Source organism: Kribbella solani (assembly GCF_014205295.1).
Taxonomy (GTDB): Bacteria; Actinomycetota; Actinomycetes; order Propionibacteriales; family Kribbellaceae; genus Kribbella; species Kribbella solani.
In genome coordinates this window covers 100364-112956 of sequence record NZ_JACHNF010000001.1, presented here as the reverse complement: position 1 = coordinate 112956, position 12593 = coordinate 100364, and the positions used below count along the sequence as shown (strand labels likewise).

The following is a 12593-nucleotide window of genomic DNA, read 5'->3' as shown; positions in this document are numbered from 1 at the left end:
CCCAAACCCTTGACTCACCATCCACAGCCCGGTACGCACGCACTCGCCGGACCGATCAGCGCTGGTTGCGGACGGTGATGGTGAGGTGGGCGTTGGGGAGTAGCGGGGTGTTCCAGGGGGTGGGGGTGTTGTTGGTGGTGATGGTGAGGTTTTGGCAGGCGTTGGCGAGGCAGGTGGGGGTGTAGCGGAGGCCCCAGAGGGTGAAGAACTGGGACAGGGTGGGGCGGTCAGCGGCGGACTTCGCCTCGACCCAGACCACGCCGTCGGCGGTGTGGGTGTGTACGGCGGCCTGCTCCGCGCGCAGCCGGTCCACGCCGATGCCGGCCGGGACTTGTACGGGTTTGCCGTCGACCGTGACCGAGATCTTCAGGGTGTACGGGGACGGGCCGGAGAAGTCGAGCGGGAGGCGCTCGAAGCCGGCCTTGTCGATGTAGGACACCGCGTCCCGGGGAGCGTCCCAGGGCGGCTCGGAGGTACGCAGGTCCGCGGCGGCCGGCTGGGCCGGGGTGACACCGCAACCTACGGTCAGCACGCCGCCGAGAAACAGGCCGGCGGCGGCAAGCGCCGCTCGGTGCCCGGTGGGACCGAGCGCGGTCAGCCCGGCCCGGGGCCACCTGCCTGGTGTCATGCACAGCAGGTTGTCACGTGGCACCCGGGCGGCCGGAAGCTGGGGTCAGCGCTCCGACGGCATGATGAACCAGAGAGCGATGTAGATCAGGACCTGCGGGCCGGGAAGCAAGCAGCTGAGTACGAAGATCAGCCGCATCGTGTTCGCGGAGATACCGAACCGGCGAGCGAGTCCGGCACAGACACCACCGATCCAGCGGTTGTTGGACGGGCGGACCAGAGAGCTAGCCATGAGTACCGTTTCCTTTCCAGCGTGAGCCTTACGTCCACTATGACGGCCTCCGCGACCGAACAGATCCCGGCGCACCGACGGTCCAGGGTTCACTCAGGGTGAACCTGGAGCGCGCCACCCGCCCACCCGATTCGGGCATTCACCGAACTTCCTGCTACTGTTCTGCTCGTTCCTGAGCCCCCGTAGCTCAGGGGATAGAGCACCGCCCTCCGGAGGCGGGTGCGCAGGTTCGAATCCTGCCGGGGGCGCGACCGATCTGGCCGATCTGTGTGCGGGTGGTGCTCGCACTTGGATCGGTCGTTGTGCTTTCTGGGGGTGCAACCCCCAGGCCCCGCCCGGAGGGGCTTCGCCCCCCGGACCCCCCGAGGGTGTGCGGGGCCGGGATGTTCTTCTTTGGCCTTACGTGGTGAAGCGCGGCTTCGGTGGTTGGGGTTGGCTTCTTGGCTTCGGCTCTTGGCTGTTGGCTTAACTGTCCGGGAGGGAGATTAGGGAGAGGGCTACTCGGTCTCTTCCTGGGGCCTGTTTTAGGTAGGGCTCTACCAGGGCGTGGAAGGCCGTGCGGAACGTGGTCATGTCTTCGGGGGTTAGGTAGAGGGCCATTTGCAGGTAGCCGACCTGGTCCATGCGGGGGTAGAGGTCGTCGGATTCGATCAGGCGGTCGAAGTCTGCTGCCAGTCTGGTGAGCAGCATCAGGAAGAGTTGGCGGTGTTGTTCGGGGGTCATCGCGCGGGCCTCGCGCTGGTCCATGTGGCCTTTGGTGTTGTCCAGGCCGAGGGTGCGTTCGGTGGTGCCGCGGACCTTTCGTTCGCGGACGACGGTGAGGTAGCCGGCGTCGATCAGGGCGGCCACGTGGCGGTAGAGCGTGGTGGTGGGGACGTCCGGGAGGTCGCGTTTGAGGTCGGTCGTGGTCACCTCGCGGCCGAGCACCCGTTGCACGATCCGCCAGCGGACCGGGTGCAGCAGTACGTCCAGCACCGGGGTCGGCGACTCCTCCATCAGGCACTCCATCAGGGTTCTTTCAGGGTATTCCATTGATACCAGGGGTGGTAATAATAGCCGGACTGGAACCATTCGCCTCGCCCAAGGAGTCCTGACGTGTCGCTCACTCGTCGTGCTGTGCTGAAGTCTGCTGCCGTTGCCGTGCCGGTGGCCGCCTTGCCCGGTCTGCCCGCGTCGCCGGCGTCCGCTCGTGGGTTGCGGGAACCGGCGGGGATCGGGCGGCTGGCCGACAAGATCCAGGCCGGGATGGCCAAGTACGCGGTTCCTGGCGTCGGACTGGGGGTCTGGTACCAGGGGCGCGAGTACGTTCGTGGGTTCGGGGTCACCAGCGTGGACACCAAGGAACCCGTCTCGGCCGACACCGTGTTCCGGATCGGTTCCACCACCAAGACGTTCACGGGTACGGCGATCATGCGGATGGTCGAGCAGGGCCGGATCAGTCTGGATCGGCCGGTACGCGCGTACCTGCCGGATTTCGCGACGCAGGATGCTTCGGTCGCGGCGCGGGTCACCGTACGGCAGCTGCTGAACCACTCGGCCGGCTGGCAGGGTGACTACTTCGAGGACACCGGTGACGGTGACGAGGCGCTGGCGAAGTACATCGCGGACATGACGAAGGTCCCGCAGCTCACGCCGCTCGGAAAGGTGTTCTCGTACAACAACGCCGCGATCGGCGTGGCCGGCCGGATCCTCGAGGTGGTGTACGGCAAGCCGTACGAGACCGCCGTACGCGAACTGGTGATCGACCCGCTCGGCCTGGCACACAGCCGGTACTTCCGGAGTGAACTGAACGGCTTCAGCGTCGCCGCGTCGCACAACATCGTGAACGGCAAGCCGGTGGTGGAGCCGTCGTTCGACCGCGTGCCCAGGAGCTTGCACGCGGCCGGCGGTCTGATCTCCAGCCCGCGGGACCAGCTCCGGTACGCGCGGTACCACCTGGGGCACCGCGGGCTCCCCCAGCTGCTGAGTGAGCGCGGCCGACTGGCCATGCAGTCGCACCCTGGACCCGGTGGCACGCTGTTCGTCGAGCTGAACGGTGTCGGTGTGAGCTGGATGCTGCGTCCGACAGCGCAGGGCCCGCTGGTCGTACAGCACGGTGGTGACTGGTCAGGGCAGCACTCCGGGTTCCTGTTCGTGCCGCGGCGGGACTTCGCGATCACGCTGCTCACCAACTCGGAGAGCGGTCCGGCGCTGGTGGCGGAGCTGTTTGCTGACGACTGGGCTCTGCAGGAGTTCGCAGGCGTCAACAACCTGCCGGCCGTACCGCAGTCGCTGCCGCCGCGCCGCCTGGCGGAGTACGTGGGTACGTACGTGTCGCAGCAGATCGGCTTCGACGGAAAGCCGGAGGACATCGCATTGGACCTGGCTGCTGACAACGGGCAGCTGACAGTGAGTGTGGGTGGTCAGGCCGCGAGCCGGTTCGCCTTCTACCGCAAGGACTACGTCCTCGCACTGGCACCTGACGGCACTCCCACCCACACCCGCGCCAACTTCGTCCGTGGAGACGACGGTCAGGTCGACTGGCTCCGGTACGGCGGCCGCCTGTTCCGCTGGCACCCAGCAGGCAGCCGCCAGTCCACCACCGCCTCAGTAGCCAAGCTGCGCACCCGCGTGCTTTAGGCGGTTTCCACCATCCACAAGTGCCCGTCCGGGTCGGTGAAGGTGGCCAGGTACGCCCACGGCTTCCGCGTGGGTGCGGTCACCTGCACTGCCCCGGCGGCCACCGCCTTGGCGACCAGTGCGTTGACGGCGTCAGTGCTTTCGACATGCAGGCTGAGAATGCACTCGCTCTGCCCGGGCGGCGCAGCGGGCTGGTCACCGAGCACCCAGCCGAACCCACCGGTCGGGATGAGCATCAGGTTGACCCCGTCCGCCAGGGCGAACTGCAGCGGCTCAGGGATGCCGTCCTCGTCGAGTTCCTCGCCGACCGGCTTCAGGTCGAGCGCCTCCTGGTAGAAGACGTATGACCGCGGCCGGTCCGCGATCGGCAGGCTGATGATCATCGGCGTACTCCCTCGGTGAAGCGACTGGCGTCCGGTCCGTGCAGATGGTCTGGTGGCAGCGTACGGCCGCTCATCACCAGCAGGAGGTCTTGTGCCTTGCCGGTCAGCGCCCGCCCCTCGCCGTACGACCAGTCCAGGTCTGTGGCTTGTAGCTGGACGTCGGACAGGTCCACGCCGAAGTACTTGAGCTGCCGCGGCTTCATCGCACCGAAGATCAGCCGTAGCCGTTCCGGCGGTACCTGGCGGTCGATGCCCAGTGCAACGGTCACGTCGAGACCGTGGATCACGTCGTGCGACAAGGCGCCCTCATAGCCGCCGCCTGGCGGTTTCCACGGGTGCTGCACGTTCTGCCGCAGACACTCCGTCAACTCCCCCGCGGACAGCTCCGCGGCGTCCTGGCGCGCCTGCCGGTCGGCGTACCGGTCGAACTTGCCGCCGGCCTTGATCAGTCCGGCGAAGAACCGCGGCCCGGAGATCCGGTACGGCATGGTGAGGTGCGCGATGACCTCCCGGACCCGCCAGCCGTCGCACAACGTGGGTTTGTCCCAGTCAGCTTCCGGCAGCGCGGCGAGCAGTTCCGCCAGATCGGTCCGCTCACCTGCCACTGCTTCTCTGATGTCCGTCATACCCCACCGACGAACAGGTCAGCCCCGGACAGACACCTCCTGCAATCTTTTCTCCAGGTACCCGCGCTCGGCCTCTGTCGTCGCTAGCGCGATCGCCTCCGCGTACGCCGCTGCAGCCTCGGACCAGCGCTCCAGCCGTCGCAGGAAGTCCGCACGGGTCGCCGGGAGCAGGTGGTAGCCAGTCAGCGGTCCAGCAGCGAGCTGGCCGACTACACGGAGTCCTACGGCCGGTCCGTCGGCCATACCGATGGCAACGGCACGGTTGAGCGACACCACAGGTGTCTGTGGGAGCTGCGCGTACAGGGCAGCGATCTGCGACCAGTCAGTGTCAGCCGCCGCCGGTGCGGTCGCGTGACAGGCAGCGACAGCCGCCTGCACTTGGTACGGACCAGGTGCACCACGGCGAAGAGCAGAGTCCAGTACGGCGACACCTTCGGCGATCTGGTCGTGGTCCCAGCGCGTACGGTCCTGGTCTTCCAGCGTGACGAGTACACCGTCCGGTGTGAGCCGGGTGTCGCGACGTGCGTCGTGCAGGAGCATCAGTGCGAGTAGTCCAGCCGCCTCAGGTTCATCCGGCATCAGCTGGACGAGCAGACGGGCCAGTCTGATCGCTTCACCACTCAGCGCGGTCCGTACGACATCGGAGTACCCCTCGTTGAACAGCAGGTACAGCACAGCGAGTACAGCGGGCGTCCGCTCCGGCAGGAGATGCGCCGGCGGCACCCGGTACGGGATACCGGCGTGCTGGATCTTCTGCTTCGCCCGAGTCAACCGCTTCGACATAGTGGATTCCGGCACCAGAAACGCCCGGGCGATCTCCGTCGTACTCAAACCAGCCAGTGTCCGCAGTGTCAGCGCCACCCGTGCTTCCATCGCCAGTGCGGGATGGCAGCACGTGAACATCAACCGCAGCCGGTCGTCCGGTACGTCGTACGGCGGATCGGAGTCGGCTGGAAGCGCGGCCAGCTCCTGGAGCTTCCGCGTACCCACTGCCTCGCGCCGGAGCCAGTCGATCGCCCGGTTGCGGGCCGTCGTGGTCAGCCAGGCACCGGGCCGGTCCGGTACGCCGTCGTGCGGCCATCGCTCCAGCGCGGCCGCGAACGCCTCCTGCGCGCACTCCTCCGCCAGCTCCCAGTCACCGGTCAGGCGGATCAGAGTGGCGACCACCTGGCCCCACTCCTGCCGGTAGACGTCCTCGAACGTCACGGCCCTTCCAGCACCGGGCGGATCTCGATAGTGCCGTACCCGGCCGCCGGGTGCTTCGCCGCGATCTCGATCGCCTCGTCCAGGTCGGCGCAGTCGATCAGTACGAAGCCGCCGATCTGCTCCTTGGTCTCCGCGAACGGGCCGTCGGTCAGCAGCACGTCCTCGTCCCGTACCCGGACCGTGGTCGCCTCCGTCGGCGGCCGCAGCCCCGCGCCGCCGGCCAGCACGCCGCGTGCTTCCATCTCCTCGGTCCAGCCACCGCACCCGTCGTTCGCGTGCTCGGCGGCCGATTCGTCTCCACAGATCATCAGCAGGTACTTCACCTGGCCATCCTCGCAGGTCTAGCGTCGAAAGGACGGAACCGAGCAGGCGACGCGGGCGGGGAGGAAAGGCGATGACAGGGCGAATCGTGCACTTCGAGGTGCCGTACGACGACGGGGAGCGAGCGCGGGCGTTCTACCGCGAGGCCTTCGGGTGGAACCTGATGGAGATGCCCGAGATGAACTACACGATGGCGTCGACCGGCCCGGTGAACGAGCAGTCGATGCCCTCCGAGCCCGGCTTCATCAACGGTGGGATGTTCCAGCGCACCGACCAGCTGAGCGGGCCGATGCTGACCGTCGACGTGCCGGACATCGACGCCGCCTTCAAGGCGATCGAGAGCCTCGGCGGCGAGCGGGTCGGCGAGAAGATGCCGGTCGGCGACATGGGCTTCGCCGCCTACTTCAAGGACCCGGAGGGCAACGTCCTGGGCCTCTGGCAGACCTCCTAGGCACCCATCGTCTGGAGGCGCCGCATTGATCCGTAGCGGCTGGTCAGCCGGTCGAAGTCGGCCGGGTCGAACAGTTCGCAGGTGCCGGCGCCGTAGCTCTTCGCGGCCTCGACACAGAACCGGGCGGCCGACTCGGCACTGGCCAGGTCGGTCGCGCCGGTGCCACAGCCAGGTACCGCGGTCTCGGTGGTGATCGCGACTCCGACCACGGGCGCCGCGGTCGCCGTACACGGCTGCAGGATCGAGTTCACGTGGTACACGTCGTTCCCGTACGGCGTGATGTCCTGCATCGTCAGCGGCAGCACCGCCGGCAGCCGCCCGGTCACCTGGGAGGCGATCTCGAGCAGGTCCTCGCTGACCCGCAGAATCCAGCCTTCCTTGACCGTCGGCGAGATCGCGAAGCCGTGGTGGTTGACGATCCGGTTGCCCTTGGTGGTGTCCACCGACAGCACCGCCTCCATCGCGGCCTCCACCTCGTGCTCGTTCATCGCGCCGACGTCCACCGGCGAGTCCATGAACGGCACCGGGTCGTGCGGGCGGGTCGGCGCGTCCGGGCAGACGTGCGTCGCCACGATCACGTCGCCGGGCAACTGGTCGCCGCGGCGCGCCATCGAGCCGAGCTTGCCCGCGACCGCGAGCGCCACCAGCGCGCCGTCGCCGTCGGACACGAAGCCGATCCGCTCCGGCCGCGCGCCCAGCCCACCGAGCCGGCCGATCACGCCGAGGGTCGGTACGTCACCACCCGCGAGCCGGCCGCGGCTGCCCGGGATGACTGCCCGGACGAAGTCGGTGCTGCCCTTGTCGCCCTGCACGGTGGTCACGCTGACGTCGTCGACACCCTGCTTCCGCAACCAGGCCGCCACCGACTCACCGGACGCCGACGCGTCGTCCAACAGGTCGTACAGGTCAAGCACTTCACGCCATGGCATATATGTCTCCTCGATAAGTGGGGTTGCTCAGCAGAGTTCTGCGGTGAGGCGGGCGACCACGGAACGCGACAGCACCACCGGTAGGCCGGACGCGGCCGCGGCGGCTTCCCGGTGCTCCTGCGTGTAGCCCATGCAGTCGAGCACCAGCAGCTGCGCGCCCTTCACAGCCAACTGACGCGCTGCGCTCTCCAGCTCGGTCAGCCCCGGCTGGTACGGCGTAGCCCAAGCCACCTTGATCTTCTGGTCCAGGTGCGCGAACTTCTCGTACGACTGCTGCTCCTGCTCCGCCAGCGGGCACACCACGCCGACAAGCGAGTCACCGGCCAGCCCGGTCAGCCCTGCAGTGAGTAGCGGACCAGCAAACAGCAACGGCCGGCTGTGCCGGAACTGCGGGAAGTCGCCGGTGCAGACGAGCAGTACGACGTCCGCACCACCCGCTTCGAGAATGTCGATCGCCGCCTGCAGCCGTACCAAGATGCCGGCCCGTCCGATCACTACCGACGACCCGTCCCGCAGCCGTGTGGTCAGTGTCTCGTCGCCAGGCACCGGTGCGAGGGCCGCGATCTCCGCGCTACTCAGACTGTCGAGCGCACCACGCTCCCGCACCTCGACCGACGACGGCAACCACTGCAGTAGCTCCGGGAACATGTCGCTCCGCGGCGACTGTCCAATAGTCACGACACCGAGAACCGTCACGCGACAGCCTCCTTGGTACCCGCCTCGACCAGCTCGCGACGGCGGGCGCGGTCCAGCCGCGCACGCGGGTCCGGTGACGGGACCGCTGCCAGCAAGGCCTTCGTGTACGGGTGGCTCGGCGCCGCGAACACCTCTTCCACCGTGCCGTGCTCAACGACCTTGCCGCGACTCATCACCAGTACGTCATCAGCAATCAGCCGTACTACCGACAGGTCGTGTGAGATGAACACGTACGCCAGACCGAGTCGCTCCTGCAGGTCCTTCAACAGCTCAAGCACCTGTGCCTGCACGGACACGTCCAGTGCGGACACCGGCTCGTCGCACACCACGAGCGACGGGTTCAGCAGCAATGCGCGCGCAATGCCGATCCGCTGACGCTGTCCACCGGAGAACTCGTGTGGGAACCGCTGCAGGTGGTCGGCTTCCAGTCCGACCAGCTCCATCACCTCGACCAACCGATCCTGAATCCCCGTGGCATCCAGTTCGGTGTGCAGCCGGAGCGGTTCGGCCAGTGTGCGTTCGATCGTCCAGCGCGGGTCCAGCGACGCGTACGTGTCCTGGAACACGATCTGCATCCGGGAGCGCATCGCCCGCAGCTCCGCATCGGACAGCCCGAGTAGATCAACCCCGTCGAACCGCACTGTCCCAGAGGTCGGCTCGTGCAACCTGAGTAGCGCCCGCCCGGTGGTGGACTTACCAGAGCCGGACTCCCCCACGATGGCGAGTGTCCGTCCCGGTGCGACGCTGAAGCTCACGCCGTTCACCGCAGTGACGGCTTCGGTACGGCGGCCGCGGCGCCGACGACCTGGAAACACCTTCACCAGGTCCGACACCTCCAGCAACGGAGCCTCGTCCGACGGCCGCGCGTCCCGCGCCCGCTCGCGGCTGGACGGCAGGAAGCTCAGCAGCCGCTTGGTGTAGTCCGCCTGCGGTGACTCGAACAACTGCTCAACCGGCGCGGTCTCCTGGACCTGACCGTTGTGCATCACGGTGACCTCGTCACAGGTCTGTGCGACCACACCCAGGTCGTGGGTGATCAGCAGCACCGACGTACCGTGCTTCTGCTGCAGGTCCATCACCAGTTCAAGGATCTGCAACTGAGTAGTGACATCCAGCGCGGTGGTCGGCTCGTCCGCGATGAGTAGCTTTGGCTCACAGGACATCGCCATCGCGATCATCACCCGCTGCCGCATCCCACCGGACAGCTGGTGCGGGTAGTCACGCAGCACGCGGACAGTGTCGCGGATGCCGACCATGTCGAGCAGTTCGGCAGCCCTGTCCGCCGCCTGGCGACGGGACAGCCCGAGGTGTACGCGCAGCGGCTCCATAACCTGATCGGCGATCGTCAGCACCGGGTTCAGCGCGGTCATCGGCTCCTGGAAGATCGTCGCGATCTCCTTGCCCCGGACCGCCCGCAGCGACCGGTCCGACAGGTTGGTGAGGTCCCGCCCGTCGAACTCGATCCGCCCACCGGTCACGTGTACGGACCGCCGCGGCAGCAGCCTGGTGATCGTCATCGCGGTCACGCTCTTGCCGCTGCCGGACTCCCCCACCAGGCCGAGCATCTTGCCTCGCGGGATACTCAGGCTGACGTCGCGAACCGGCGTGATCGGACCGCGTGACGTGTCGATCCGTACGGTCAGATCGGTCAGCTTGAGCAGGTCACTCATCACGTACCCCGAGGTACCGCAGTGTGGTCAGTGCGTACGTCTTGGCTGCCAGTACGACATCCGCGACCGGTGCACGCTCGTCGAAGCCGTGGATCGTCGCCAGCTCAGCCGGTCCGTACTGCAGGACCGGAATGCCATGGCTGCGGAACGTACGGGCATCAGACGACGCCCACTGCAGTACGCCCTCAGCTGGTTCACCAGTCAGCTCACGCAGTGCACTGACCAGCTCCACCACGATCGGATCGTCCGGCAGCGTCCAGTTCGGCTCACTGCGGAACCCGAGCGGCTCCACGGTCGCCTCTACCCCCGCGGCCGCAAGCAGCTCGTCCACCCGGGCCAGCACCTGCGCCCGGCTCAGTCCGATCGGTACGCGGGTGTCGATCTCGACCACGCACTTGTCCGCGACCACGTTGGTCGCCGAGCCACCGGTGATCTTCCCGACGTTGATCGTCACGTGGTCGAACACCGCGCCGATCCCCGGCGCGTACCCTTCCCGCTCCTCCGCGAACCGCTGCGACAGCGCGATCAGCTCACGTACGTCAGCCGGTGCGTCCGGGACCAGCTCCCACAGCCCCTGCAGCGCGACAATCGCCTTCGCGGCCTGCAAGTTCGCATTGGTACCGTGCAACGGCTGCAGACTGCCGTGACCAGGCCGGCCAGACACGGTCAGCCGGAACCAGTTGCTGCCCTTCTGCCCGATGGTCGGGTGCGTACGCTCGGCCGGCTCCGCGATCACCGCACCGGTCGCACCGTCCAGTACGCCCTGGTCGAGCAGCCAGTCCGCGCCGAGCGGTCCACCGGCTTCCTCATCCGGTACCGCGGCGAGAGACAAGCGCCCGTTGAGCGGTACGCCGAGCCGGTGCATCACCACGTACGCGTGCATGACCCCGGCGAGACCGGCCTTCATGTCACTGGCGCCCCGGCCACGCAGGTACCCGTCGACCACGTCACCGGCGAACGGCGGGAAGCTCCAGCGACTCACATCACCAACCGGTACGACATCCGAGTGACCGGCCAGCACCAGGTGCCGGTCACCGGCCGGGCCTTGGTGCGACACGATGCTGATCCGGCCCTGCCCAGCGTCGTGGACGTCGACGTCCACACCGGCCTTCCGCAGTACGGCCGCGATGAACTCACTGACCTCGGTGCAGTCGCCAGGCGGGTTCTCGCTCGGAATGCGGATCAGGTCACCGGCCAGCTCGATCAGGTCGTCGGCGGTCCGCTCGATCTCGTCGAGGACCCGCTGCTCCCAGCTCATTTGGTCACGCTCAGCTGGAAGAAGCGGACGATGCCGTCCGGGTACGACGTGTACCCGTCGAGCCCGGCCCGGTGCGCGACGACGATGTTGTACTCGTACAGGTACGCCCACGGTGCCTTGGTGTTGATCTCCTGCTGCGCCGTCCCGTACAACTTGTTGCGCTTGGCAACATCCGGCTCGGTCGCCGCCTGCTGCCAGGACTTGTCCACCACCGGGTCGGAGAAGTTGGCGTAGTTGCTCGAGCCCTGCGTGGTCAGCAGCAGACCCAGGTGGTAGCCGGGGTCGTTCACGAACGACGTCCAGCGGGTGATGTACGCCTGCACCTTGCGGGTGTCGAGTGCCTCCAGGAACTGCGGCCGGGCCATCTTCTTGATGTTCATCCTGACGCCGATCTTGGCCAGCTCGGCCTGGATCAGCACCGCGTCGTCGTTCCAGTCGTCGAACCCGGAACCGAGCGTGAAGTCGAAGCTGAAGCCCTTGGACAGCCCGGCCTCGGCGAGCAGCGCGCGGGCCTTGTCCAGGTCGTGGCCGTAGGTGTACCCGGCGTCGCTGAAGCCCGGCGTGGAGCTGGCCACCGCCGACTTCATCGGCGACGCCTGACCCTTCATCACGTCGTTCAGCAGCTTGTCGTACGGGATCGCGTACGCGACGGCCTGCCGTACCCGCGGGTCGTCGAACGGCTTGATCTTGTTGTTCATCGCGAAGAACAGGATCTTGTTGCCGGCCCGCGAGTCGATCACGACGCCGTCGGAACCCTTCAGCGACTGCACGTCCTTCGGCGGCACCTCGAGCGCGAGCCCGACCTCACCCTTGCGCAGCAGCTGCACCCGGTTCGACGCCTCGGCGATGAACTTCACGTCCACCTGCCGCAACTTCGGCTTCTCGCCCCAGTACGACTCGTTGCGCGCCATCGACGCCTCGGTGGACGGGTCCCACTTGGTGATCTGGTACGGCCCGGAGCCCGCGGTGTTGTTGGCCAGCCACTTGGCGCCACCGTTCTGGGTCACCTTGTCCATGTCGATGATCGAGAACGAGTACATCGGCAGGATCTGCAGGAACAGGTGGTTCGGGGCGGTCAGGTCGATCTTGACGGTGTGCTCGCCGGCCTTCGTGACCTTGGCGATGCCGGCCATCTTGTACAGGAAGCTGGCCGAGCTCGACGCCTTGATGTGCTCGAACGACTTCACCACCGCGTCCGCGGTCACCGCCGCCCCGTCCTGGAACTTCGCGTCGTCGCGCAGCGTGAAGGTGTACGAGGTGTTGTCCGCGCTCGCCTTCCAGGACTTGGCCAGCATCGGCACGATCTCGTCGGTCTTCGCCTTCGGCTGCCCACCGTCGGTGGTCCGCCCGTAGGTGACCAGCTGGTCGTACGCGGCCACCACGAACGTGTCCGAGGTGACGTCGTTCGCCTCGGCCGGGTCGAGCGTCTTGCCGCCCTCGGAGTACGCGGCGACCAGCGTGTCGCCGGCCTCCGCCGCGCCGCTGCCGCCGCTGTTCGCGTTCGCGGCACAACCCGAAACCGCCAGTGCCGTCACCGCCGCGAAGGCGAGAATTGTCCGCTTCATGCGGGGTCTC

The 12593-nt window shown here is 67.4% G+C and carries 14 protein-coding genes and 1 tRNA gene; 3 read left to right on the top strand and 12 right to left on the bottom strand.

The annotated features are described in order from the left end of the window. Nucleotides 1–55: 55 nt before the first annotated feature. Both HDA44_RS00520 and HDA44_RS00515 read right to left on the bottom strand, forming a co-directional pair. Nucleotides 56–628 carry a hypothetical protein gene (locus tag HDA44_RS00520; RefSeq protein WP_238352319.1) on the bottom strand — a complete coding sequence of 191 codons (573 nt, stop codon included), beginning with the start codon at nucleotides 626–628 and terminating at the stop codon, nucleotides 56–58. A gap of 45 nt (nucleotides 629–673) precedes the next feature. Beyond that, nucleotides 674–859 carry a PspC domain-containing protein gene (locus HDA44_RS00515; RefSeq protein ID WP_184830427.1) on the bottom strand — a complete coding sequence of 62 codons (186 nt, stop codon included), beginning with the start codon at nucleotides 857–859 and terminating at the stop codon, nucleotides 674–676. 176 nt (nucleotides 860–1035) lie between these two features. Between HDA44_RS00515 and HDA44_RS00510 the strand changes: the two genes are divergently transcribed. After that, nucleotides 1036–1107: transfer RNA gene (locus tag HDA44_RS00510), tRNA-Arg, on the top strand. A 217-nt stretch (nucleotides 1108–1324) separates the two neighbouring features. Here the strand turns inward: HDA44_RS00510 and HDA44_RS00505 are convergent. Continuing rightward, entirely contained in the window at nucleotides 1325–1855 is a 531-nt protein-coding gene (locus HDA44_RS00505) for a helix-turn-helix domain-containing protein (protein ID WP_184830426.1), read from the bottom strand. Between the two features lie 99 nt (nucleotides 1856–1954). Here HDA44_RS00505 and HDA44_RS00500 point away from each other — a divergent pair, with 99 nt between their 5' ends. Further along, nucleotides 1955–3478, top strand: a complete 1524-nt coding sequence (locus HDA44_RS00500) for a serine hydrolase (protein ID WP_184830425.1) — start codon at nucleotides 1955–1957, stop codon at nucleotides 3476–3478. On the opposite strand, the gene HDA44_RS00495 is transcribed toward HDA44_RS00500, so the two are convergent. From HDA44_RS00495 to HDA44_RS00480, 4 genes are read right to left on the bottom strand one after another with little or no spacing between them, the layout of a single operon-like run. Beyond that, complete coding sequence (locus tag HDA44_RS00495; RefSeq protein ID WP_184830424.1) at nucleotides 3475–3861, bottom strand: VOC family protein; 387 nt, start codon at nucleotides 3859–3861, stop codon at nucleotides 3475–3477. The genes HDA44_RS00500 and HDA44_RS00495 overlap by 4 nt on opposite strands. Next, nucleotides 3858–4487, bottom strand: coding sequence for a maleylpyruvate isomerase family mycothiol-dependent enzyme (locus HDA44_RS00490; RefSeq protein WP_184830423.1), 630 nt, complete (start codon nucleotides 4485–4487; stop codon nucleotides 3858–3860). Before HDA44_RS00490 ends, HDA44_RS00495 begins: the two co-directional genes overlap by 4 nt. Nucleotides 4488–4505: 18 nt before the next feature. Beyond that, nucleotides 4506–5693 carry a sigma-70 family RNA polymerase sigma factor gene (locus HDA44_RS00485; protein WP_184830422.1) on the bottom strand — a complete coding sequence of 396 codons (1188 nt, stop codon included), beginning with the start codon at nucleotides 5691–5693 and terminating at the stop codon, nucleotides 4506–4508. Continuing rightward, nucleotides 5690–6016 (bottom strand): YciI family protein, encoded by a 327-nt coding sequence (locus HDA44_RS00480; protein ID WP_184830421.1) that lies wholly within the window; start codon nucleotides 6014–6016, stop codon nucleotides 5690–5692. Before HDA44_RS00480 ends, HDA44_RS00485 begins: the two co-directional genes overlap by 4 nt. A gap of 71 nt (nucleotides 6017–6087) precedes the next feature. Here HDA44_RS00480 and HDA44_RS00475 point away from each other — a divergent pair, with 71 nt between their 5' ends. Beyond that, on the top strand, nucleotides 6088–6465 hold the full coding sequence (locus HDA44_RS00475) for a VOC family protein (RefSeq protein ID WP_184830420.1): 378 nt from the start codon (nucleotides 6088–6090) through the stop codon (nucleotides 6463–6465). On the opposite strand, the gene HDA44_RS00470 is transcribed toward HDA44_RS00475, so the two are convergent. The 5 genes from HDA44_RS00470 to HDA44_RS00450 are packed head-to-tail and all read right to left on the bottom strand — an operon-like array spanning nucleotide 6462 to nucleotide 12583. After that, nucleotides 6462–7394 carry a DUF1177 domain-containing protein gene (locus HDA44_RS00470; RefSeq protein WP_184830419.1) on the bottom strand — a complete coding sequence of 311 codons (933 nt, stop codon included), beginning with the start codon at nucleotides 7392–7394 and terminating at the stop codon, nucleotides 6462–6464. The two genes, HDA44_RS00475 and HDA44_RS00470, sit on opposite strands and share 4 nt — an antisense overlap. A 27-nt stretch (nucleotides 7395–7421) precedes the next feature. Then, on the bottom strand, nucleotides 7422–8090 hold the full coding sequence (locus HDA44_RS00465; RefSeq protein WP_184830418.1) for an AroM family protein: 669 nt from the start codon (nucleotides 8088–8090) through the stop codon (nucleotides 7422–7424). Beyond that, entirely contained in the window at nucleotides 8087–9760 is a 1674-nt protein-coding gene (locus tag HDA44_RS00460; RefSeq protein ID WP_184830417.1) for an ABC transporter ATP-binding protein, read from the bottom strand. The genes HDA44_RS00465 and HDA44_RS00460 overlap by 4 nt, the downstream gene beginning before the upstream one ends. Beyond that, nucleotides 9753–11018, bottom strand: coding sequence for a M20 family metallopeptidase (locus tag HDA44_RS00455; protein ID WP_184830416.1), 1266 nt, complete (start codon nucleotides 11016–11018; stop codon nucleotides 9753–9755). Before HDA44_RS00455 ends, HDA44_RS00460 begins: the two co-directional genes overlap by 8 nt. Then, complete coding sequence (locus HDA44_RS00450; protein ID WP_184830415.1) at nucleotides 11015–12583, bottom strand: ABC transporter substrate-binding protein; 1569 nt, start codon at nucleotides 12581–12583, stop codon at nucleotides 11015–11017. The genes HDA44_RS00455 and HDA44_RS00450 overlap by 4 nt, the downstream gene beginning before the upstream one ends. Nucleotides 12584–12593 lie beyond the last annotated feature (10 nt).